This is a genomic window from Altererythrobacter chaiwopuensis (assembly GCF_054957735.1).
The window spans coordinates 209,476-232,999 of record NZ_JBTXJF010000001.1 but is presented as its reverse complement, the minus strand read 5'-3'; the positions used below and the strand labels follow the sequence as shown (position 1 = coordinate 232,999).

The 23,524-nt window shown below is 61.2% G+C and carries 16 protein-coding genes and 1 tRNA gene; 11 read left to right on the top strand and 6 right to left on the bottom strand.

From position 1 onward, the window contains the following. Positions 1 to 86 precede the first annotated feature (86 nt). Genes ACX3VQ_RS01120 through trxA form a run of 7 tightly spaced genes read left to right on the top strand, consistent with a single transcriptional unit; the run spans position 87 to position 11,433 of the window. Positions 87 to 2,426: a PAS domain-containing sensor histidine kinase gene (locus tag ACX3VQ_RS01120; protein ID WP_462579113.1), complete on the top strand. Its 2,340-nt coding sequence runs from the start codon at positions 87 to 89 to the stop codon at positions 2,424 to 2,426. Then, entirely contained in the window at positions 2,423 to 2,866 is a 444-nt protein-coding gene (gene tsaE / locus ACX3VQ_RS01115) for a tRNA (adenosine(37)-N6)-threonylcarbamoyltransferase complex ATPase subunit type 1 TsaE (protein ID WP_462579112.1), read from the top strand. Before ACX3VQ_RS01120 ends, tsaE begins: the two co-directional genes overlap by 4 nt. Continuing rightward, positions 2,863 to 3,849: an aminoglycoside phosphotransferase family protein gene (locus tag ACX3VQ_RS01110; RefSeq protein ID WP_462579110.1), complete on the top strand. Its 987-nt coding sequence runs from the start codon at positions 2,863 to 2,865 to the stop codon at positions 3,847 to 3,849. The genes tsaE and ACX3VQ_RS01110 overlap by 4 nt, the downstream gene beginning before the upstream one ends. Then, positions 3,846 to 4,562 carry a nucleotidyltransferase family protein gene (locus ACX3VQ_RS01105; protein ID WP_462579109.1) on the top strand — a complete coding sequence of 239 codons (717 nt, stop codon included), beginning with the start codon at positions 3,846 to 3,848 and terminating at the stop codon, positions 4,560 to 4,562. Before ACX3VQ_RS01110 ends, ACX3VQ_RS01105 begins: the two co-directional genes overlap by 4 nt. After that, positions 4,555 to 7,566: a double-strand break repair protein AddB gene (addB, locus tag ACX3VQ_RS01100; protein ID WP_462579108.1), complete on the top strand. Its 3,012-nt coding sequence runs from the start codon at positions 4,555 to 4,557 to the stop codon at positions 7,564 to 7,566. Before ACX3VQ_RS01105 ends, addB begins: the two co-directional genes overlap by 8 nt. Beyond that, positions 7,563 to 11,063, top strand: coding sequence for a double-strand break repair helicase AddA (gene addA / locus ACX3VQ_RS01095; RefSeq protein WP_462579107.1), 3,501 nt, complete (start codon positions 7,563 to 7,565; stop codon positions 11,061 to 11,063). Before addB ends, addA begins: the two co-directional genes overlap by 4 nt. Before the next feature lie 49 nt (positions 11,064 to 11,112). Beyond that, entirely contained in the window at positions 11,113 to 11,433 is a 321-nt protein-coding gene (trxA, locus tag ACX3VQ_RS01090) for a thioredoxin (protein ID WP_462572007.1), read from the top strand. 3 nt (positions 11,434 to 11,436) lie between these two features. Here trxA and ACX3VQ_RS01085 read toward each other — a convergent pair whose 3' ends face one another. Both ACX3VQ_RS01085 and argJ read right to left on the bottom strand, forming a co-directional pair. Beyond that, the gene (locus tag ACX3VQ_RS01085) at positions 11,437 to 12,204 is read right to left on the bottom strand and encodes an inositol monophosphatase family protein (RefSeq protein WP_462580655.1); all 768 of its coding nucleotides are present in this window, start codon (positions 12,202 to 12,204) and stop codon (positions 11,437 to 11,439) included. Positions 12,205 to 12,233: 29 nt separating this feature from the next. Then, positions 12,234 to 13,463, bottom strand: a complete 1,230-nt coding sequence (gene argJ / locus ACX3VQ_RS01080) for a bifunctional glutamate N-acetyltransferase/amino-acid acetyltransferase ArgJ (protein WP_462579106.1) — start codon at positions 13,461 to 13,463, stop codon at positions 12,234 to 12,236. Between the two features lie 136 nt (positions 13,464 to 13,599). Between argJ and ACX3VQ_RS01075 the strand changes: the two genes are divergently transcribed. Beyond that, a complete protein-coding gene (locus tag ACX3VQ_RS01075) occupies positions 13,600 to 13,821 on the top strand; it encodes a hypothetical protein (protein ID WP_462572009.1) in 222 nt (73 codons plus the stop codon). A 97-nt stretch (positions 13,822 to 13,918) separates the two neighbouring features. Then, complete coding sequence (secA, locus tag ACX3VQ_RS01070; RefSeq protein ID WP_462579105.1) at positions 13,919 to 16,684, top strand: preprotein translocase subunit SecA; 2,766 nt, start codon at positions 13,919 to 13,921, stop codon at positions 16,682 to 16,684. 12 nt (positions 16,685 to 16,696) lie between these two features. Here secA and ACX3VQ_RS01065 read toward each other — a convergent pair whose 3' ends face one another. Next, positions 16,697 to 17,281 (bottom strand): GNAT family N-acetyltransferase, encoded by a 585-nt coding sequence (locus ACX3VQ_RS01065; protein WP_462579104.1) that lies wholly within the window; start codon positions 17,279 to 17,281, stop codon positions 16,697 to 16,699. A gap of 91 nt (positions 17,282 to 17,372) precedes the next feature. On the opposite strand from ACX3VQ_RS01065, the gene ACX3VQ_RS01060 reads away from it, so the two are divergent. Next, positions 17,373 to 18,113, top strand: coding sequence for a sulfite exporter TauE/SafE family protein (locus ACX3VQ_RS01060; RefSeq protein WP_462579103.1), 741 nt, complete (start codon positions 17,373 to 17,375; stop codon positions 18,111 to 18,113). Between the two features lie 27 nt (positions 18,114 to 18,140). Here ACX3VQ_RS01060 and ACX3VQ_RS01055 read toward each other — a convergent pair. Together ACX3VQ_RS01055 and ACX3VQ_RS01050 are read right to left on the bottom strand one after the other, a co-directional pair. Then, positions 18,141 to 18,215: transfer RNA gene (locus ACX3VQ_RS01055), tRNA-Asn, on the bottom strand. A gap of 108 nt (positions 18,216 to 18,323) precedes the next feature. Beyond that, positions 18,324 to 19,103, bottom strand: coding sequence for an NAD kinase (locus tag ACX3VQ_RS01050; RefSeq protein ID WP_462580653.1), 780 nt, complete (start codon positions 19,101 to 19,103; stop codon positions 18,324 to 18,326). A 125-nt stretch (positions 19,104 to 19,228) separates the two neighbouring features. On the opposite strand from ACX3VQ_RS01050, the gene ACX3VQ_RS01045 reads away from it, so the two are divergent. Continuing rightward, entirely contained in the window at positions 19,229 to 20,038 is an 810-nt protein-coding gene (locus ACX3VQ_RS01045; RefSeq protein WP_462579102.1) for an EAL domain-containing protein, read from the top strand. Here the strand turns inward: ACX3VQ_RS01045 and mfd are convergent. Beyond that, the gene (mfd, locus tag ACX3VQ_RS01040; RefSeq protein ID WP_462579101.1) at positions 20,035 to 23,514 is read right to left on the bottom strand and encodes a transcription-repair coupling factor; all 3,480 of its coding nucleotides are present in this window, start codon (positions 23,512 to 23,514) and stop codon (positions 20,035 to 20,037) included. The two genes, ACX3VQ_RS01045 and mfd, sit on opposite strands and share 4 nt — an antisense overlap. Between the last annotated feature and the right edge of the window lie 10 nt (positions 23,515 to 23,524).

Here is a 23,524-nt window from a genome sequence, read left to right as displayed (position 1 = left end):
GATTAATACGGAAAGCCCTCGCTTTGCGGGGGCTTTTCCTTGTCTGGGGCGTTGCATCCGGCCCGCGCCGCGCATAGCTGAATGGGATGGAGTTTTCGTCCACCGCTATGGCATTGATTGGATTGCTGCTCGCCGCATGGACGGTTGCGGCGGCGCTGATCATGCTGCGTACGGCCCAGCGATTGCGCCGTTACGAAACAATGCGGCGTTCGCTTGCGCGGGTTAACGGAATGCTCGACGAAGCGCCCGCCATTCCGATGCTGGTGCGTGCCGACGGACGTATCGAAGTGCATGATCGGCTGGCAGGCTGGCTTGGGCTGGAGGGGGCACCACAATATCTCAGCGAACTTTGCGGTGCTGACGGATTTGGACTTGATCCCGCCCAACTCGAGCAGCTTTCCGAAGCTGTTCAGCGTACGCAAAAGGCGGCAGCACCGTTTCGGCTATCGGCCAGCCTGGCAGGAACCGGGCGCAGCTTCGCCTTTCGCGGGACGCTGGCCGATCCGCGTGTGGCGCCCGGCGGCGCGGCATTAGTCTGGATCTTCGATTTCAGCGAAAGCGAGGGTGAGCTGGCGCGCCTGCGCGAAGAAGCGGCTCAGGCCCAAGGTGACTTTACCGCGCTGGTTGGGCTGATCGAAGCCGCACCAATTCCGATGTGGTTCCGCGGGCGCGATTTGCGTCTGCGGCTGGTCAATCGCGCCTATGTCGAAGCGGTCGGCGCACAAAGCGCCGATGAAGTGGTTGGCAAGCAGATCGAATTGCTTGAACCCGAGCAGGGTCAGTCTGCGGGCGACATTGCACGGCTTGCGGCGGAGCAGGGCGAGATACGCGAGCGCACGGTTCCGGCAACGATTCATGGCGAAAGGCGCAGCCTGCGGGTGAGTGACCTGCCGATCGGCGAGGAAGGTATTGCCGGCTATGCCATCGACATTGAGGAAATGGAGCAACAGGCACGCGAATTTCGCGCCTTTCGCCAAGCGCAGCGCGCGATGCTGGACCAGCTTTCATCTGGCGTGGCGCAGTTTGATGCCGCGCGCGAGCTGGTTTTTGCCAATCGCCCTTTCCTGCGCCTGTTCGATCTGCCGTTTGGCATCGTTGGTGAGGCCATACCATTCGATCGCTTCCTCAGTGACGCGAGAGAGAAACGCCGCACACCCGAGGTGCGCGATTTTCCGGCGTGGCGGCGCGAACATGTCGAATGGTTCGGTGCGCGCGAGGCCCAGGAAGAGGCCTGGCCGTTGCCGGGCGGGCAACATTTGCGGATCGTCGCCCAGCCGATGCCCGACGGTGGGCTGGTACTGTTCGCAGAAGACCGCACCGAGCAGCTCGCGCTCTCGGCCACGCGCGATACGCTGCTGCGTACCCGCACCGCGATGCTCGACAGCCTGTTCGAAGCGCTAGCTGTCTTTGCGCCTGATGGCTCACTGCAAGTGTGGAATCGCAGTTTCGCCGGAACTTGGGGACTTGAGCCGGAGCTTCTCGACAATCACCCTTCCGCAGATGAGTTGCTGGCAGCAATTGCGCCCAATCTTGCACGGCCAAGACAGGTCAAGGCGATTGGCGAGATCGTGCGCGCAGCCACGCTCGATCGGCGCGAAAAGGGCGGGCGGGTCGAACTGGCTGACGGGCGGACGCTCGAATTTGCCGGGGTGCCATTGCCCGATGGCAATGGATTGCTGACCGTGCTCGATATTACAGATTCGCAAATGGCGGAAACCGCGCTGCGCGAACGCAACCAGGCGCTGGAAGAAGCCGATGCTGTAAAGACGCGTTTCCTAGCCAACATGTCGTATGAATTCCGCACCCCGTTGACTTCGATCGGCGGATTTGCCGAACTGATTCAGAGCGGCGCCGCCGGGCCGGTGAACGACCAGATGAAGGAGTATGTCGAAGCTATTCTGGCGTCGGTTGCAAGGCTGACTGAACAGGTTGAGAACGTGCTCGACCTGTCGCAGAGCGAGGCGGGATTGCTACCGATCTCTAAGGAGCGGCTTGAACTGCTGCCTTATGTGACTGAGATTGTGCGTGAACGCGAACAGGCGATTTCGGCTGCGGGCCTTTCGCTGGACTTGCGCGGAAATCCGGGTGGCGCGATAGAGGGCGACAGGCGCCAGCTGGGCCGAGCGATCGGCCAGCTGCTCGACAATGCGATTGCGGCGACGGGCAAGGGCGGGAAGATCCTGGTTGACATTGCGCGCACAAGGGAAGGCGCCAGGATCGTGGTATCTGACAATGGGCCGGGCATGACTGTTCAAGAGCTTGAGCGGCTGCAGGAAGGCTTGCGGGTGTTGCCCGATGGCAAGGTGGAGCGGCGTCAAGGCCTCGGCATTCCGCTCGCCCGGCAGCTGGTCGAGGCGCATGGTGGCACACTTAGTTTGGAAAGCCGAAAGGGGCAGGGTACCACGGCGATGATCTTGCTGCCGTGACAGTCGATCTTCCCGACCTTGCTGCGATGGAGGCGTTTGGAGCGCGGATTGGCGCAAGGTTGCGGGCCGGAGATGTGGTCGCACTCGAGGGCGATCTGGGCGCCGGCAAGACAACGTTGGCGCGTGCTATCCTCAAGGCGCTGGGGCACTCGGGCGAGGTGCCATCACCCACTTTCACGATCATCGAAACCTATGCAGCGCCTCCGCTACGGTTGCCGGTGGTGCACGCCGATTTCTATCGCCTTGAGGACCCGGCCGAGCTGCGTGAGCTGGGGCTCGACGAATATCGCGAAGGCGCTGCACTCATCGCGGAATGGCCAGCACATGCCGGCGGGTTTGGCCACGAACCGGCTTGTCTCGAAATCACACTTGAAACTGTGGGGCAGGGACGGCGGGCAATTGTCGAGCCGGGTACCGATTGGCTAGAGCGCTTGCCATGAGTGAACTTCCAGCTGGAATTGAAGCCTTTCTTGGCGTTGCCGGGTGGGGCAATTCGCATATCGATCCGATCCCCGGCGATGCTTCGTTCCGGCGCTACTTCCGCATTCGCAAGGGCGATGAAGGCGCCATGCTGATGCATGCTCCGCCGCCGCATGAAGACCCACAGCCCTTTCTCGACGTCGCTGCCTACCTCGCTGCACATAATGCGCGGGCGCCAGAGATCTACGCCGCGGATGTGGCGAGTGGCTGGGTGCTGCTGGAAGATTTTGGCAATGACCGCATGCGTGACTGGATCGATGCCAATCCTTCGGGTGAAATGGCGTCCTATGAAGGCGCGATTGATGCTTTGGTAGAGTTGCACCGCCAGCCGCCGGGGCCGTTCCTGCCATACGACATGGCGGCCTATGCCCGCGAAGCCGCGCTTTTCACAGAGTGGTATTGCCCTGCTGTGGGAATCGAGGTTGATGTTGCCGGCTACCGGCGAGCATGGGAGGCGGTGACCCAGCCCTTGCTTGCGCGGCAGCAGCCGGGCGTGACAGTGCTGCGTGATTATCACGCCGAGAATATCATGCTGCTGGGTGATCCTCGCGAGGGTGGGGCGCAAGGCCTGATTGATTTTCAGGACGCGTTGGTGGGGCATCCTGCTTATGATCTCGTCTCGTTGCTGCAGGACGCGCGGCGCGACGTGGCACCAGAGCTTGAGCGGGCAATGCTCGATCGCTATCTTGCGGTCATTGATGCAGGGCCTGATTTTGAGGCCGACTATGCGCGGCTAGGCGCACAGCGCAACGCCAAGATCGTCGGTATCTTTGCGCGACTGTATAAACGTGACGGAAAGCCGCGCTATCTGGATCTGATCCCGCGCGTCTGGGCGCTGATGGAGCGCGATCTTGCGCATGATGCGCTGGAGCCGGTCGCCCGCTGGTTCGACGCGAATATTCCTGCAGAATTGCGTAAGCACGGCGGCGGAAAGATCGCATGACCGCCTTGGCGAGCGATACGGCGATGGTGCTCGCTGCCGGGCTGGGCAAACGTATGCGGCCGCTGACCGCGAGCCGGCCCAAGCCGATGGTACGCGTGGCTGGCAAACCCTTGATCGACCATACTCTCGACCGGCTGCACGAAGCGGGGATCGTTCGCGCCATCGTCAATGTGCATTACCTTGCTGATGCGCTGGAGGCGCATTTGCGTGAACGTGCCGCGCCAGCGATCAGTATTTCGGATGAACGCAGCCTGCTGCTCGAAACCGGCGGCGGGATGCTGAAAGCAATGCCTGACCTGCCCGATCCGTTTTTCTCGCTTAATGCTGACAATATCTGGCTCGACGGGCCACGCAACGCCTTCCACGAATTGTCTGCGCGCTGGGATCCAGCCGAAATGGATGCGTTGCTGCTGGTGGTGCCGCATGCGCGGGCAATGAACTTCAGCGGTCCCGGCGATTTCGATATGGACCAGATCGGGCAGCTCAGGCGCCGTGCACCGGGCCGCATAGCGCCCTTCATCTTCACCGGCATCCAGCTGGTTTCGCACCGATTGCTGCGCGACGCGCCGGAGGGGCCATTTTCGACAAATACCCTGTGGAACCGGGCAATAGAGGAAGGGCGGCTGTATGGCACGTCCTTCACCGGCCAATGGTACGAAGTAGGTACGCCTGAGGCGATTGCGCCGACCGAGGAAGCGCTCGGGCGTGGGTGAGCGGGGCAAGCCTGACGTATTCTCAATTGCCGCGCATCGCGGTTTTGCCGATGCGCTGGTTGCCGGACTGGTACCGCGCTATGCAGAGAGTGACGTGGGCCTTGCCCGGCTGACCTTGTTGCTTCCTTCGAGCCGTGCGGCGCGCAGCGTCAGCGAAGCGTTCATTCGTCATGCGGGCGAGATCGGCGTGCAAGGCCTGCTGATGCCGCGCATGGTGATGGTGGGCGATGTCGAGCTTGACGAGGCGCTTGGTGCAGCGCTCGACCCTCTCGGGGCTGAGGATATCCCGCCAGCAGCCGATCCCACGCGCCGCTGGTTCGAACTGGCGGCGATCCTGCGCGAAGCGATGGCGGTTGAAACGAAACAGGTGCCAGGCAGTGCCGGACTGCTTCGATTAGCCCGCGAGCTGGGCGGAACGATGGACCGGTTGCTGGCGGAGGAAATCACTTTCGAGCAATTGCTCAGCGAGCAGGTGGTTGGAGCGAGCAAGGAACTTGCGCGGCACTGGCAGGACAGCACGCGGCTGTTCGCAGTGGTGCAGGCGCACTGGCAAGCGCGGCTGGCCGATCGCGGAGAGGTTGACCTGGCGACCCGGCGAAACCTTTTATTTGATCACGCGGCGCGGCGCTGGCGCGCAAATTCTCCCGCAACGCCGATTGTGGCGGGGGGCATCACCAGCGCATCGCCTGCGCTAGCACGCTTGCTGCGGGTAATTGCGGAGACGCCGCAGGGCGCAGTGATCCTGCCCGACTTTGACCTGACGATGGACGATACGACCTGGGATGAGCTGGGGCGCGCGGGTCATGCACCTGAGCCGGGAGAAGCCGCCTTCACCCGCAATGAGGCGGCCACCCATCCGCAATACCATCTGAAGCTGCTGCTCAACCGCATGGGCGTGGCGCGCGGCGAAGTGCGCCCTTGGCATCGCAAGGGTATCGGCGCCGCCCCGCCAGAGCGCAGCCATGCGATTTCCTCGATCTTTCTCCCGCCCGAGGCAAGCAAGGTCTGGGCCGGGCTGGATGCGTCGAAACGACACCTTGCTGGAGTGCGCATTCTTACCGCTGCGACCAGTGAGGAAGAAGCGCAGGCAATCGCGCTGATGATCCGTGCGGCGCTCGAAGTGCCGGAAAAGCGGATTGCCTTGGTCACGCCCGATCGGGCACTGGCTCGCCGCGTGGTTCAGCACCTTGCGCGCTGGAATATCGCGGCAGACGATAGCGCGGGACGGCCGCTCTCACTGACGGCCGCCGGGCGGTTGCTGCTGCAATTGGCTGAGCTGATGAGCGAGGGACCGGCACCAGTGCAATTGATCGCCGCGCTGGCGCACCCGCTGGTTCGCCGGGGCGAGGGTCGACGGCTGTGGCTTGAGGCTCTCCGTGCATTCGAACGCGAGCTGCGCGGGCCGCGCCCCGCGCCGGGGCTTGAGGCATTGCGGGTGATCGCGCGCGAGGCTGGCGTCGAAACATGGTGGCAAGGCGTCGAATCCCTGATTGAGCCGCTCAGGGTGCTTCCAGGAAGCGAAATGTCGCTCGCCGACGCGCTCGATGCGCTGGCGGGCGTTGGTGAAGAACTGGCGGGCGAGGGCCTGTGGGCGCAGGAGGATGGCCGCGCACTGGCGCGGCTGGTTGAGGAACTGCGCCTGCACTCGCGCGAGGCAGGCACAGTTGTCGATCCCATCGAACTGCATGCCATATTGCGCGATGCGATGGCGCAGGTCGCGGTGCGGCCGCCCTATGGCGGGCATCCACGGGTGGCGATCTATGGCCTGCTCGAATCGCGCATGACAAGGGCGGACCTGGTGATCTGTGGCGGGCTCAATGAAGGGACATGGCCGCAGACGCCGTCGCCCGAGCCACTACTGGCACCGGCAATCCTGCGTGCGCTGGGCATGCCGGGACCTGAATTTCGCATCGGACTGGCGGCCCACGACCTGGCCAGCGCGCTGGGTGCGCCTGAAGTGGTGCTGACGCGGGCGATCCGCGACATGGACGGGCCGACCATCCCTTCGCGCTTCCTGCTGAGGGTGCAGGCGCTGCTGGGCGAGGGCGCGAAGGATCACCGGGAGCGCGAGATTCCGGCGCTTGCCGCGCTGATTGACAGGCAGGTGCCACCAACCGAGCCCTATCCCCGGCCCGAACCGCGCCCCGATGCGAGGCTGCGCGACGTGCCGATCAAGGTCACCGGGCTCGACCGGTTGCTGGGCGATCCCTATCAGTTCTACGCGCAGGAAATCCTGGCGCTGCGCAAGCTTGACCCGCTTGACGCCGATCCAGGCCGCGACTTCGCGTGGCAGGGAACACAGGTCCATGCGATCCTGCAGAGGTGGCACGAGGCGCGGCTCAAGGGCGAAGATGCCGATATCCTGCAAGTGGCCGATGATCTGCTGCGCGAGGCGAATATCCATCCTTTGATGTGGGGGCTTTGGCGCCCGCGCATCCGCCAGGGGCTGGCCTGGGTGGCGGACGAAATTGCCGTGCAGACTGACCGCAAGCTGATTGCCGTCGAGCGGAAGGGCGAGATGCTGTTCGACGGTGTGAAAGTCTATGGCCGGGCTGACCGGATCGACCGGCTGGCTGACGGAACGCTGGCGATCGTGGATTACAAGACCGGCAAGCCGCCCTCTGCTGCCCAGGTTGAAAAGGGGTTTGCGCTGCAACTCGGCACGCTTGGCCTGATCGCGCGCGAGGGGGATTTCAAGGGGCTTTCAGGCGACGCATCCCGATTTGAATACTGGTCGCTGGCGAAGAATGACGATGGAGGCTTTGGCTATTGGGATGAGCCTCTCAAAACCGGAAGGAAGCAAAAAGGTCTGGTTCCCGAAGAGTTTCTGCCCAGGCATGAGCAGTTCCTGCGCGAAGCCATCACCAAATTCATCAAGGGTGCTGATCCCTTCACCGCACGGCTAAACCCAGATTATCCCGGCTACCATGACTATGACCAGCTGATGCGGCTTGAGGAATGGCAGATCCGCTTGGCCGACGCCGATGAAGGGGGCGAGCCATGAGCAGCGGCATCGTCCATCCGCTCCACGGCAACCAGCGGGCCGCCGTCGATCCCGAACAGAGCGTGTGGCTGTCCGCCTCGGCGGGGACGGGCAAGACGCAGGTGCTCTCGGCGCGGGTGCTGCGCCTGTTGCTGCGCCCCGATGTGCTTCCGGAGCAGATTCTGTGCCTCACTTTCACCAAGGCGGGTGCGGCGGAAATGGCGAACCGCATCAACGATGTGCTTGCCCGCTGGGTCCGGATCGACGAGGCGACACTTGGCAAGGAGATGATCCATCTCGGCGCGCCTAACGATCCCGAAACCCGCGCCCGCGCGCGCACCCTGTTTGCCAGCGTACTCGATTGCCCGGGCGGCGGCCTCAGGATCGATACGATCCACGCATTCTCGCAATGGTTGCTGGCGAATTTCCCGAACGAAGCCGGGTTGCTTCCCGGTATGCGGCCGATCGAGGACCGCGAGCGGCATCTGCTTTCGCGCCAGGTTCTGGGAGACATGCTGGTCGAGGCAGAGCAGGCTCGTGACTCTGCCACGCTTGAAGCGGTCGAGAGTTTTACCATCGCCAAGGGCGCGGACGCGCTGCAGGCATGGCTGATGCGCTGCGCCAGCGCGCGCGAGCTGTGGGAAGGGCGACGAGCCTGGCAACCGCCGATGGCTCCCCAGGTGCGGCAATTGCTGGGAATTCCGAGTGACGCGGATCAGGATTGGGTCGATGAGATCTTGTCACCCGAGGTTTTCCCCGATCATCAGCTTCAAGCCATGCTTCCGGCGCTCGACGGATGGAAGGCGAAGACCGGGGCGGAAGCAGCCGAATTTATCCGCGAGTGGTTGCGCATTGAATCCACTGAACGCACAGGACACGTAAGCCGTTTCAGCGAAACCATCCTGAAGAAGGACGGCACGCCACGCTCGATGAAGAAGCCAAGCGAGGCAGACCCTTCTTTTATATCGAGGCAAGAGGAAATCGCCGAAGCGATCCGGTTGCATGCAGAGCGAAAGAACTTGCTTGAACTCGCCGGTTTCCTCGCTCCTGCGCTCGAACTTGGGCGGGCATTTGCGCTGCGATGGGACGTGGCCAAAACCCGCGAAGGGCTGCTCGATTTCGACGATCTCATCGAGCGCGCCGCGCGATTACTCAAGGAGCAGGTTGCAGGTGACTGGATCCGCTACAAGCTCGATCGCCAGTTCGACCATATACTCGTCGACGAGGCACAGGATACCAATGAAGCGCAATGGCGCATCATCGACGCGCTGATCGACGATTTCTTTTCGGGCGAAGGCGCATCCGGCGACAAGATCCGCACCATTTTTACCGTGGGCGACTACAAGCAGGCGATCTTCGGCTTTCAGGGGACCAGCCCTGAGAATTTCCGCAAGGCGAAGGAGCGGGTGCAGGCGGCGATGCAAGCTGCGGAAGAGAACGCGCAGGTTGTGCGCGTGAACCGCGTGCGCCGGAACTTGCGGGATCTCGACCTTGGGCAGTCTTTCCGGACGGCGATTCCGGTACTCGAATTCGTCGACCATGCGATCGAGGCTATCGGACCTTCGGAACTGGGCCTTAGCGATGACCATCATCCGCATGTGGGGCAGCCGCGTCCCGGCCTCGTAACACTGTGGAACCCGGTCCATGACCAGCGCGGGGAAGACGATGGCGAGCCGGAAAGCGAAGGCAAGGAAAGCTGGCTGGCCAAGCATGATCGGCAGATGGCTGAAAAGATCGCTCGGCAGGTAGCCCGCTGGACTCAAGGCGTAGAACCTTTCTCGCTTAAGAAGGGCGAGCACCGCAACGCTCGCCCGGGCGACATCATGATCCTCGTTCGCAGCCGCAAGGATCTTGCCGGGCTGATCGTGGCGCGGCTCCATGCGTGCGGAGTGCCGGTAGCAGGTGTTGACCGCTTGCGCCTGGGCGAGCCGCTGGTGGTGAAGGATTTGATGTCGGCGCTGCGGTTTGCCGCTCAACCGCTCGACGATCTCGAACTGGCGAACCTGCTCTCCTCGCCGTTGATCGGCTGGACGCAGGATGATTTGCTGGCTTTTGTCCCGCGCGAGAAGCAGCAGCACCTGTGGCACCATCTGCGCAATCACGCTGCGCCATTGGTGCAGGCGACGGTTGCCAAATTGCGCGAATTGCTGGCGCTGGCCGATTTCCAAACGCCCCAGGCGCTTCTGCAATGGGTGCTGGTCGGGCCGTGGCAAGGCCGCGCGCGGCTGGTTGCCCGGCTGGGTCTCGAAGCCAATGACCCGATCGATGAATTGCTCAACGCGGCTTTCGCCTATGAGGGTGTGCATACACCGAGCCTGGCAGGCTTCATCCAGTGGTTCGATGCGGGCGAGGGCGAACTCAAGCGCGATCCGGACGATGCCCCCGATCTTGTGCGGGTAATGACCGTGCACGGCTCCAAGGGCCTCCAGGCGCCGATCGTGATACTCGCAGATGCGACCAGTGAGCCAGGCCGGATGCGTGATCTGTCCCTGGCGGAAGAAGTGCCAGGTCATGGCAACGATCTGGTACGAAAAGTGCCATTGCCTGCTGTCAGCAAGGAGCAACAGGCCGGGCGAATTGCGGCAGCCTATGAAGCCGCCAAGGCAACCGAGCTTCAGGAGCATTGGCGGCTGCTCTATGTCGCAATGACACGCGCGGAAGAGGCACTCTTCATAGGCGGCTCGCTTGGTCCGAAGGCGAAGAACGGGCCGCCGGCGGATAGCTGGTATGCCAGGCTCGCCCCGCTGTTCGGAGAGGATGCGCTGGAAGACGACCTGTGGGGCGCGCGCCGTGAATGGGGCGAGCGCGCACGGGAAGTAGAGGCGCGACCAGACACCCAGGCGGAGGTGCAGGTCGAGGAACCTGCGTGGCTGCATCAGCCGATCGGACCCGAACCACGCCCGCCGCGCCCGCTCGCACCGAGTTCGGCTGGTGAGGAGCAGGGCAGTAATCCGCCGCTTCCACCAGAAATTGCTCGCGAAGCAGCGCGCCGCGGATTGCTGATACATAGCCTGCTGGAACGATTGCCGATGGTTGAACCTGGCGAGCGAGCCGATGCTGCGCTGAGCTGGCTGGCGAGGCAGGCACGCGAGCTGGATCAGGCGGATCGGCAGGAGATCGCTCATCGCGCGCTTGAGGTGCTGGGCCAATCCGGTTTTGCGGACGTGTTCGGGCCTGGTTCTCTGGCCGAGGTTCCTCTCGCCGCGGTGGTGGAGGGGCAAGTGGTGGCCGGTACAGTCGACCGGTTGCTAGTGACGCAGGAGCGTGTGACCGTGGTCGATTTCAAGACTGCGCGACGCCCGCCCACCTTGCTCGAAGAAATTCCCGAAAGCACGCTGAGGCAAATGGCCGCCTATGTCACCGCCTTGGGCAAGATATATCCCGAGCGCGAAATCCGCGCGGCGGTACTCTATACCCAGACACCAGAAATATTCGAGTTGCCCCAATCGCTTATTAGGTTACACAAAAAGGCCTTCCAGACCGCGCAGCAAAGCTTTTTACCTTCAGGCGTTGAGTGACGCGGAAAAATTCCTAGGTAGTGTCCAACGAAAATTCAGGAGATTCCCCATGGCAACCGTAAAGGTCACCGATGCCAGCTTCCAGAACGATGTGCTCCAGTCCGACAAGCCCGTGCTGGTCGATTTCTGGGCTGACTGGTGCGGCCCCTGCAAGATGATCGCGCCCGCGCTCGAAGAAATCAGCGACGAGCTGGCCGATCAGGTTACCATCGCCAAGATGGACATCATGGAAAACCCCGGTGTCCCGGGCCAGCTGGGCGTGCAGGGCATTCCCTTCCTCGCGCTCTACAAGGGTGGACAGAAGGTTGCCGAACTTACTGGCGCGCGCCCCAAGAGCGCGCTCAAGCAGTGGCTTGAAAGTGCGCTCTAAGACTTAAGAGTCGCTAAGCGCCCGCTTGGCGAATTCATCCCAGATAGCCGGGCTTGATGCACCAATCAGGCCCGGGCTGTCATGCTCGTCAACTCGGTAGGCGCTGCCGTCGATCCGTGCAGCCTTGCCGCCTGCCTCATTGAGCCACAAAACGCCTGCGGCATGGTCCCAGGGCAGGGTTCGCTTGAAACTCGAGATGTCATTCTCGCCCAGCGCCAGACGCGGATATTGCTCTGCTGCGCAGCGCGGAATGTCAACCAACCGGTAATGGGGGGCCAGCCGTGCATCGACTAGCGCGCGCTGCTCGTCGGTCAGGAAAATCCGCGAGATCGCGGCGACCGGCGGGTTTTCGCCCGTGATGCGGGCATGAATGCGATCGCCATTCACGAACGCGCCCGAGCCGCGATGCGCATGGCAGAAACGGCCTGACAGGCAGTCATAAATCCAGCCAGACTGGCATTCGCCGCCGCCTGCTTGCGCGACGATGATCCCGAACGGCGGCTTGCCGTGGGCAAAATTGTGCGTACCGTCGATCGGATCGACGATCCAGCAATCCTCCGACAATTTGCCCAGCAGCGTTGGATCGGCATGCGAGGCCTCCTCACCAACCATCGCCAGCGAGGCATCGATCTGTGCCAGGCCTTCTGCCAGAAGCTCTTCTGCTTCATGATCGGCAATGGTCACGAAATCATCGGCTGCCTTCTCGTCAATCTCGTGTTGCGCGAGGTTTCGGAAGCGCGGAAGAATCACCCGTTCACTGACATCCCGCATAAGCGCGAGGATGGAAGCGTCGACTTCGTTCACGAGCGGTAATCGGCGTTGATCGAGATGTAGCCGTGAGTGAGGTCGCAGGTCCACACTGCGGCGCGGCCCTCGCCCAATCCGAGTTCAACCGCAATGTCGATCTCCTGGCCCTTGAGATGGGCGGCAACCGGGGTTTCGTCATAGCCTTCCACTGGCAGTCCGTTGCGCGCGGTCCAGACGCCGCCGAAGGCGATCGAAAGCCGGTCGCGGTCTGCCGGTTCGCCTGCCTTGCCCACCGCCATCACCACGCGGCCCCAATTGGCGTCTTCGCCGGCAATTGCCGTCTTCACCAGCGGTGAGTTGGCGATGCTCATCGCGACGCGGTGCGCGCTTTCATCCGAAACCGCGCCCGACACGCGGATGGTGATGAACTTGCTCGCGCCTTCGCCGTCGCGCACCACCAGCTGTGCGAGCTGCCGGCACAAATCGGTGAGCGCCGCCGCGAAGGCGTCTGCGCCCGGATCGTCGTACGAAGCAAGCGGGGTATTGCCCGCTTTGCCCGTGGCAAATGCAAGCACGGTGTCGCTGGTAGAGGTATCGCCATCGACGGTGATGCATGAGAACGTCTCACGATTGGAGCGCGACAGCAACTCTTGCAGGAAGGCCGGTTCCACCGCTGCGTCGGTGAAGACATAGCCCAGCATGGTGGCCATATCCGGCGCGATCATGCCGGATCCCTTGATGATCCCAGCCAGCTCGACACGGGTTTCACCAAGCATCGCACTGGCACGGGCACCCTTTGGGAAAGTGTCTGTGGTGGAGATTGCGGTAGCCGCTTCCTCCCAATTGCATGGTTCGGCTTCCAACGCGGCGGCAACACCGGCATATGCCTTGTCCTTGGGCAAGGGAACACCGATCACGCCGGTTGAGGAGACGAAGACGTCGGAAGGTGCACAGCCGATATGCGCGGCGACCTGACCCATGATCTGTTCCACTGCCTCGCGGCCACGATAGCCTGTAAATGCATTGGAATTGCCTGCATTGACTATCAGCGCCCGGGCGCGGCCGAGTTTCGCCTGCTCGCGGCCCAGTTCGACTTCGGAAGACGCGCAGGCGCTTTGCGTGAAGACCCCGGCCACATTCGTTCCTTCCGCCAGCTCGGCATAGGTCAGGTCGGCCCGGTCCCAGTTCTTGTACCGAGCCCGCGCGACGCGCAGCGTTACCCCGGCAATTTCGGGAATGTTTTGGGGGAATGGCAGGGCAAGTGGTGAAGGTTTGAGATCCATGAATTCGCGCTAGCGCGAGTAGGCTGCACAGTAAATCCGCCATTCGAACTGGACGAAGTGCACAAGACAACATATCTTGGAGCGCATGTTACGTCGCATGCTTGCTTGTCTGGCGCTCCTTACCGGTCTTGTGGCCGTGAGTGCGCCTGCGCATGCGTCGATTGCCGACATGCTCGATTGCGAGATCGGTGTTACTGCCGACATGGCTGACGCCAGCGGCGATGATCGCCGCACGTGCCATCGTGACGAAGCTGGTAGCCAGGCTGACGAGGGCGACAAATCGCAGAAGCCCGCCAAGCGGGCACGCCGCGTAGTGCGACCTCCTGTGCTTTACGGGATTGATCGCGCTTACGAATAGCGCGCAACCAAGCATATCCCCGATGTAGTTCCGGCAGTCGGCGCAATGGGCGTGCGGCTGCACTTCACACAATTCAAGTCCCGTCAGGACCGTCTCCATGTTTCAGACCATTGCCAAATCTCTGTTCGGCTCTTCGAATGACCGTTACGTCAAGTCACTCGGAAAAATTATCAGTCAAATCAACGATCTCGAACCGCAAATCCAGGCGTTGAGCGATGATGAGCTGAAGGCCCAGACCGATAAGTTCCGCCGCCAGCTCGACGATGGAGCTACGCTCGACGATATCCTTCCCGAAGCCTTCGCGACCGTGCGCGAAGCCTCGGTGCGGGTTCTCGGGATGCGGCATTTCGATGTCCAGCAGATCGGCGGCATCGTGCTCCACCGCGGCGAAATTGCGGAGATGCGGACGGGCGAGGGCAAGACGCTTGTGGCGACATTGGCAACTTACCTCAACGCAATCGAAGGCAAGGGCGTGCACGTCGTTACCGTGAACGATTATCTTGCCCAGCGCGATGCCGAATGGATGGGCCAGCTGTATGGCTGGCTGGGCCTCACGGTGGGTGTGATCGTGCCCAACCTCAACGAATTCCAGCGCCGCGAAGCCTATAATGCCGACATAACCTACGCCACCAACAACGAGCTCGGCTTCGATTATCTGCGCGACAATATGAAGCATTCGCGTGATCAGATGGTGCAGCGGCCGTTCAATTTTGCGATCGTTGACGAAGTTGACTCGATCCTGATCGACGAAGCGCGCACGCCGCTGATCATCTCTGGGCCCACAGAAGACAAGTCTGATCTCTACGTTGCGCTCGACGAAGTGGTAAAACAGATCCCCGAAGACTGGTACGAAAAGGACGAAAAAACCAGGAATATTCAGTTGACTGAAGAGGGGACTGACGAGATCGAGCGGATCCTCTTTGCCAAGGGGCTGCTGCAGACCGAAAACCTTTACGACATCGAAAACACGCTGGTGGTCCACCACCTCGACCAGGCGCTGAAAGCGAACATCATGTTCAAGCGCGACACGGACTATATCGTGAAGGACAACAAGGTTGTTATCATCGATGAATTCACCGGGCGCATGATGGATGGCCGCCGCTGGTCGAACGGCCTACATCAGGCGGTTGAAGCCAAGGAAGGGGTGAAGATCGAGCCCGAGAACCAGACCATGGCTTCGATCACCTTCCAGAACTACTTCCGCATGTACCCCAAGCTGTCTGGCATGACCGGCACAGCCGCCACGGAAGCTTCCGAATTCTGGGACATCTACAAGATGAATGTGGTCGAAATCCCGACCAACGTTCCGGTCCAGCGGATCGATGAGGAAGACGAGTTCTACAAGAACACGCTCGACAAATTCGGCGCGATTGCCAAGGCGATCAAGGAAAAGAACGAAATTGGCCAGCCTGTGCTGGTGGGCACAGTGTCGATCGAGAAGTCCGAACTGCTCAGCCAGTTTCTCGACAAGGAAGGCGTCAAGCACGAGATTCTCAACGCCCGCCAGCATGAACGTGAAGCGCGTATTGTAGCGCAGGCCGGGCGGCTGGGCGCTGTCACTATCGCCACCAACATGGCGGGCCGCGGTACGGACATCCAGCTGGGCGGCAATGTTGAATTCCGCATTGGCGACGAGCTGGCAGACATTGCCGAAGACGATCCCAGGCGGCAGCTCGAAATCGATCGCATCAAGGCCGAAGTTGCAGCGGAAAAGCAGAAGGTGCTCGAGGCGGGTGGGTTGTTCGTGCTTGGAACTGAACGCCACGAAAGCCGCCGCATCGACAATCAGTTGCGCGGTCGTTCCGGCCGCCAGGGCGATCCGGGCCTGTCGCGTTTCTATCTCTGCCTGGAAGACGATCTGCTGCGCATTTTCGGGCCAGATACGCTGTTCTCGAAGATGATGAATTCAAACCTTGCAGACGGTGAGGCAATCGGTTCGAAATGGCTCTCAAAGGCGATTGAAACCGCGCAGAAAAAGGTCGAAGCGCGCAATTACGAAGTGCGCAAGCAGGTTGTCCAATATGATGACGTGATGAACGATCAGCGCAAGGTAATCTACGAACAGCGCGGCGAAATCATGGAAGCTGAACGGGTCGACGATGTCGTCGATGACATGCGCCATGACACCGTAAACGCGATTGTCGGCGAGGCATGCCCTCCAGGTTCCTATCCCGAGCAATGGGATATTGAAGGCCTGAAGGAAAAGGTCGAGGAAGTCTTTGGGCTTACTCCGCCAATTGAGAGCTGGCTGGAGGAAGACCACGTCGAGCCGGAACTGCTTGAAGAACGGATCCTGGCAGCAGCAAATGAAGTCATGGAACGCAAGATTGCCGACGCTGACGTCAACATCTGGCGCCAGGTCGAGAAGTCGGTGCTGCTCGAACGGCTCGATTATCACTGGAAGGAACACCTAGCCACGCTTGATGCGCTGCGCCAGGTGATCTGGATGCGCGGGATCGCGCAAAAGCAACCGATCAATGAATACAAGCAGGAAGCGTTTGGCCTGTTTGAATTGATGCTCGACTCTTTGCGCGAAGACGTGACCAAAATCCTGATCAAGTCCGAGCTGCGGATCCAGCAGCCCCAGTCCAGGACACTGCCCGATCTGCCCGATTTTCTTACCGGTCATATCGATCCGTTCACTGGGCTCGATGATTCGAATGACGGTGATGGCTCGGATGAGCGGCCGGCCCTGTTCGGGGCGCTCGCCGGTAGCGCGCGAGCGGCCTTTGGCCCTGGCGGTTCGAATGCCGACAATCCTTTTGCCGACATGGATGTCAACCGCAATGCGCCGTGCCCTTGCGGTTCGGGCAACAAGTACAAGCATTGCCACGGCGCTGCAGGGCCGCGCGCCGGCGCTTAATGAGTCCTGACCCTAGCTTGCAGGCAGCCGCGGCTGCCTGATCATGGCTTCGAGCGGGGGGCATCCTTCGATGGGATGGATCATCTCAACCCGCTCGAACCCATGTGCGCCATAAAAGCCGCTATTTTCAGGGTTGGAGTTCTCCAGGTAAGCGGGAACTCCTTCGCGATCACATGCTGCGAGCATCGGTTTGAAAAGTTCGCGACCCAGGCCCTTGCCTTGGGCGGAGGGCCTGACACCGATGGTGAAAAGGTAAGCGTGTGGAAATTTGGGATGATGCGCTTCCATCGCATCTATCGTGCGCATGATTCGCTTCATACCGCCGGAAGAGCTGCGAAGAACCGCATGGAATACGGCAGGCAAGGCTGAAAGCGGCAGGTTGCTGTTCCCGCCAGGCAGCATCCACATTGCCGCCCCTTGGTCACCCAGCCGGTAACAAAATCCGCGTTTGGTATAGAGGTGCCGTGCCAGCCCGTGGAAGGCGACTGCCATCGCATCGAAATTGCCAAACAACCAATTGTTGAAGGGATCGCTGCGGAAGGCGTCAGCCGTGATATCTCCGATGATCCTTGCTTCGCCTGGTCCAGCAGCAGCCAACTGAGCCCCTAAATCAATCCGCATCCGAAACCTTCCTGAATTCGACCAGTATTGGCTAGCACTGGATGGCCCCGTTCACTAGTGGATCAGCATGCCCCTGCTCGTGATTGCATTTTTCATAACTGCGGCTCTCTATGCTTCAGTGGGGTTCGGCGGGGGCTCGACTTATGCCGCGCTGCTGGCGCTGTCTGGCCTGGATTACCGGCTGCTCCCCGTATTGGCGCTGGCCTGCAACATCGTGGTGGTTGCTGGCAGTTCGGTTCGTTTCGCCCGGGCCAAAGTGACGCCTTGGCGCGGCGCGATAGTGCTTACCGGGCTCGCAGCGCCTGCTGCCTTGCTGGGCGGACTTACTCCGATCGGGCGCGAGGCTTTCATGACCCTGCTGGGCGCGAGCCTGTTGCTGACCGGCGTAACCATGCTGTTGCCCATTCCCGATGCGTCCAAGGGCGAAGCACATCCCCTTGCGCGCATGGTTCCCTTCGCTGCTGTGCCCCTTGGCTATCTGGCTGGGTTGGTGGGTATTGGTGGCGGAATTTTCCTTGCTCCGCTGCTGCACCTGACGCGCTGGAACAGCGCGCGCGCAATCGCGGCTACTGCCAGTTTCTTTATCCTGGTGAATTCGCTGTTCGGGCTTGCCGGGCAATTGCTCAAGAACGGGCCGCAAATGTTTGGGCAGGCGATCGGGGGCGGGTTGCCGCTGCTGCTGGCAGTGGCGATTGGCGGGCAGATCGGCAGCCTGATGGCGGTTCGGTTTCTGCCGCAACGCGCTATTCGCTGGCTGACGGCGGCACTTGTGATGTGGGTGGGGGCACGGCTGCTGTGGGGGCTTTGAGCCTGCCACGCGATCAATCCCGCGAAATGGCTCCCCGAGTTGGATTCGAACCAACGACCAAGTGATTAACAGTCACCTACTCTACCGCTGAGCTATCGGGGAGCAGCCTTATCGGCAGGGGTGCGCCTATATGGGTGCCGGATTCGTTTGGCAAGAGGCTGTTTTGACTTTTGCCGATGGGCGCCAATATGCACCCCGAGCGGGGCAAGGTTAGACAACGAATTGTTCGGCCACGATCCGCTCATCAAGTGCATGGCCGGGGTCAAACAGCAGGGTCAATTCGCATTCGCGCGCAATGGCGAGCGAGACTTCGGCGACATCGCGCACTTCCTTTTGATCGGCAACGACCGAAACCGGGCGCTTGCGGGGTTCGCGTACCGTCATCTTTATCATGCTGCGATCGGGCAGGATGGCCCCGCGCCAGCGCCGCGGGCGAAACGGGCTGATCGGCGTGAGCGCCAGCAATTGCGAATCTAGCGGGAGTATCGGGCCGTTGGCCGAGAGGTTGTAAGCTGTCGAGCCGGCCGGCGTCGAAACCAGCACGCCGTCGCAGACCAGCTCTGGAATGCGCACTTTACCATCCACGGCCACTTCGATCTTGGCAGTCTGGCGGGTTTCGCGCAGCAGTGATACTTCGTTTATGGCAAAAAAGCGATGCGTGCCATTGTCCTGCGTTACGGCATCCATGCACAGGGGAGCGATCGCAATGGCACGGGCGCGGGTCAGGCGCTTCATCACGTCCATGCCGGTGCGATAGCGATTCATGAGAAAACCAATTGTGCCGAGATTGACGCCGTAGGCGGGGATCACCCGCCCCCGGTCGAGCATGGCGTGCAAGGTCTGCAGCATGAAACCGTCGCCGCCCAGAACAACTACCGCATCGGCCTGCTCGAGCGGAGTCCATTCGCGCGTAGGCAAGAGCTCGGCATAGGCTTCCTGTGCACGCTCCGTATCCGAAGCGATCAAGGCAATGCGCTGTAATTCCTGAATCTTGGCCAAGTGGTTGTCCCTTTCGCCCGCTTGCCGGTTGCCTTCTCTATGGCGGGTTGTGCCATTTTTCAACGGATGCGATTCTTTGCGGGCGCTCTTTCGCTGCGGGGTGTAACTGACCGGACATGGCGATACTCGACCGAACCAGGCACTCAGAGCCGAAAACTTTCCTGTTTGCGCAGTCTTCTGGAACTTTAGCCGACGAACTTGAGCTAGCGTTGCGGCTTGGCCAGATCGAGATCCGGTTTCAGCCGCAATTTTCCTGCACGAACGGTCGCTTGATCGGCGCAGAAGCCCTCGCGCGGTGGATACACCCCTCGTATGGCAAGATCAGTGCACATGAACTGTTTGAGCTTGCTGCCGCGGCCGGGCTTGCAAACGAACTGCCATGGCATGTGTTCTCGCTGGCGATCCGGCAGGCGGGGCAATGGCCAATTGGGCTGGGCCTGTCGCTCAACGTGACCTCCAGGCAATTGTTGGGGGAGGGCTTTGTGGCCCGGGTGATAGCCGAGCTATCATCGAGCGGCCTGGATCCGCATCAAGTGACGTTGGAAATCACCGAAGAGCTGCTGCTGGACGATCTCGATCTCGCTGCGCGCCGGCTGGTAGCCTTGCGGGACCATGGGCTACGCATCGCTTTGGACGATTTTGGTGCAGGATTTTGTAATTTTGACTATCTCAAGCGCCTGCCGCTCGATGCACTGAAGCTCGATCGTTCGATGGTGCAGGGCGTTGCGACAAGTGAGCGTGATCGGGCTGTGCTGCGCGCGATCGTAACACTGGCACGTGTACTTGAACTCGATGTCGTGGCCGAAGGGATCGAAGAAGCAGCACAGCGTGATGCGGCGATCGAGGAGGGCTGTACCTATTGGCAGGGCTATCTAGGCGCAAAGCCGCTGACCCGCGCTGCGCTGATGACAATGCTTGAAGTTTAGGCCGCTTTGGTCGCCTTTCTGGCGATGTTCGACAATCCCTTGGTAAGCTGGATCAGCCCGTTGAGGCGGCTTTGTGGATCGGCCCAGGCACGGTTGATCACCAGTTTCATGTCAGGTCGTAACTTGGCCGTACCCTGCAAGCGTTCGACATAGGCAAGCAGGCCTGCGGGGTCGGGGAAATCATCCTTGTGGAAGCTTACCAGCGTCCCGCGCGCACCAACGTCAATCTTGGCGATGTTGGCCTGGATCGCCTGGTGCTTGATTTCGATCAGCCGAACGAGATTGGCTGTGGCGGCGGGCAGCGGACCGAAGCGATCAATCATCTCTGCAGCCAGCGCTTCGATCTCTGCCTTGTCTCTGGCATCGTTGAGACGCCTGTATAGCGCCATGCGCACCGCCAAATCGGGCACATAATCTTCGGGGATCATGATCGGTGCGTCGACGGTAATCTGCGGGCTCAGAGTGTCGCGTTCTGCCGAAAGGCCCGTTTCACCTGCCTTGGCAGCCAGGATCGCGTCCTCAAGCATTGATTGGTAAAGCTCGAAGCCAACCTCGCGGATATGGCCCGACTGCTCATCTCCCAGCAGATTTCCGGCACCCCGGATATCAAGATCATGGCTGGCAAGCTGGAATCCAGCGCCAAGCGAATCAAGATCGCCCAATACTTTCAGGCGCTTTTCAGCCACTTCTGAAAGCTGGACACCCTTTTCATAGGTGAGATAGGCATAGGCACGCAGTTTTGCGCGCCCTACGCGTCCGCGCAGCTGATAGAGCTGTGCCAGGCCGAACCGGTCGGCGCGGTGAATGATGATGGTATTGGCGCTCGGGATATCCAGCCCGCTTTCGACGATGGTGGTTGAGAGCAGCACATCATACTTGCGATCGTAGAAGGCGCTCATGCGCTCTTCCACTTCGCTGGCGCTCATCTGCCCGTGTGCGGAGATGACCTTCACTTCGGGGGCGTGCTCGCGCAGCCACTCCTCGACCTCGGCCATGTCTGAAATGCGCGGAACCACGATGAAGCTCTGTCCGCCGCGATGGTGCTCGCGCAGCAGCGCCTCCCGCATCACCATGTCGTCCCATTCCATCACATAGGTGCGCACGGCCAATCGGTCGACCGGAGGTGTCTGGATGGTCGAAAGCTCGCGCAGCCCTGTCATTGCCATCTGTAAGGTGCGCGGAATAGGCGTGGCGGTAAGCGTCAGCACATGCACGTCGGTGCGCAGCGCCTTCAAGCGTTCCTTATGGGTGACGCCGAAACGCTGTTCCTCATCGACAATCACCAGCCCCAGATTGCGAAATTTGGTGCTTTTCGACAGGATCGCATGCGTGCCGATCACGATATCGACATCGCCTTTCTCCAGCCCCACGCGCGTGTCTGACATTTCCTTCGCCGGGACCAGACGCGAGAGCCGCCCAACCTTGAGCGGGAAGCCGGAAAAACGCTCGGCGAAACTGGTGTAATGCTGCCGCGCCAGAAGGGTGGTTGGAGCGACCACAGCGACCTGCTGGCCGCTCATTGCAGCGACAAAGGCGGCCCGCAGCGCAACCTCGGTCTTGCCGAAACCGACATCGCCGCACACCAGCCGGTCCATCGGCTTGCCGCTTTCCAGATCGTGCAGCACATCGGAAATAGCCGCATCCTGGTCGTCGGTTTCTTCCCACGGGAACTTCTCGACAAACTGGTTGTAGGCTGACGGTTCGGGTTCGAGTACCGGCGCCTTTCTCAATGCGCGCAGTGCAGCGATCTGCATCAGTTCGCTCGCGATCTCGCGGATGCGCTCTTTCAGCCGCGCACGGCGCTTCTGCCAACCTTCGCCTCCGAGCCGGTCAAGCATCACCGCGTCTTCGGATGATCCATAGCGCGACAGGACGTCAATGTTCTCGACCGGGATGTAGAGCTTGTCGCCGCCGCGATACTCGAGCATCACGCAATCGTGCTGGCTCTTGCCAACGGCAATGGGCTCAAGCCCCAGATATTTGCCGATCCCGTGTTCGACATGGACTACCAGATCGCCGCGATTGAGCGATTGCAATTCCGCCAGAAAAGCGTCCGAATCCTTGCGCCGTTTCCGGCGGCGAACCAGCCGATCGCCCAGAACGTCCTGTTCGGTGAGCAATTCCAGCTCGCTATTGGCGAAGCCGCTTTCCAGCGGAAGCACCATGGCAACGGCTTGACCCTTGGCCGAAAGTCCCAGCGCTTCCTGCCAGCTGCCAGCCAGCTTTACGCTGCAACCTGCTTCACCCAGGATTGAGGCGATGCGTGCGCGGCTGCCGGTCGAATAGGCCGCGAGCAGCGGGCGCTTACCCGATTTGCCAAGCGCCGAAAGATGCTTCGCGGCCAGCTCATAAACATTGTCACCGCGCGCTCGGTCGGGTGCAAAGTCGCGCGCCGACGAAAAGCCGAAGTCGATCACGCCATCGCTTTCGGGTTCGGCAAAGATCACGCTGCGATGAACGCCATGATCCACCAATTTGGCGTCAAACTCATCCTTGCCCAGATAGAGCGCGTCCTCGGCAAGCGGGCGATAGCTGCCAGCGGCCTGGCCAGCTACCTTCTGACGTGCATGGTGATAGTCTGTGACATCCCTGAATCGCTCATCTGCAGCGCCCATCGCGCCATTGTCGATGACCAACACATCGTCGGGCGAAAGATAGTCGAACAAGGTGGCCAGTCGATCTTCGAACAGCGGTAGCCAGTGTTCCATCCCGGCGAGGCGGCGCCCTTCGCTGACCGCTTCATATAGCGGATCCTGTGTTGAAGCCGCGCCGAACAGTTCGCGATAACGGCCGCGAAAACGCTTGATGCTACCCTCGTCAAGCAGCGCTTCGCTTGCCGGAAGCAGCAAATGTTCGTCGAGCGTGCCCACTGTCATCTGTGTGCCGGGATCAAAAAGGCGCAAGCTTTCGATCTCGTCGCCGAAGAAATCGAGCCGCAGGCCCTGTTCGAGACTGGAAGGGAAGATGTCGACGATCGATCCGCGCAGCGCATATTCGCCGTGGTCCACCACTGTATCGGTGCGCGAATAGCCTTGCCGCTGGAGAAGCGCGGAAAGGCTGGCATGCCCGATCGTTGTGCCCGGCCTGAATTCGCGAACACTCTCGCGAATGCGGAACGGAGTGAGCACACGCTGCAGCGCCGCATTGGCGGTGGTGGCGAGCAGTTGCGAACCTGCCCCGCCAGCTTGCAGGCGGTGCAGCGCCGCGAGCCGTTTGGCGCTTACCGAAAGGGCTGGGCTAGCCCGGTCATAAGGCAGGCAGTCCCAGGCCGGAAACTCGATCACTTCAAGCTCGGGGGCGAAGAACTGTGCGGCGTCGGCCACCGCGCGCATTGCGGCTTCGTCGGGCGCGATGAACACCGCGCGCGTCTTGGCTGCCCGTGCCAGGTCGCTCATTACCAATGGCTGAGCGCCGCGCGCGACCGAAGCGAGTGTCAGCGGCTTCGTAGCCGAAAGGACGCGTGAAAGGTCAGGCATGGGATATCAA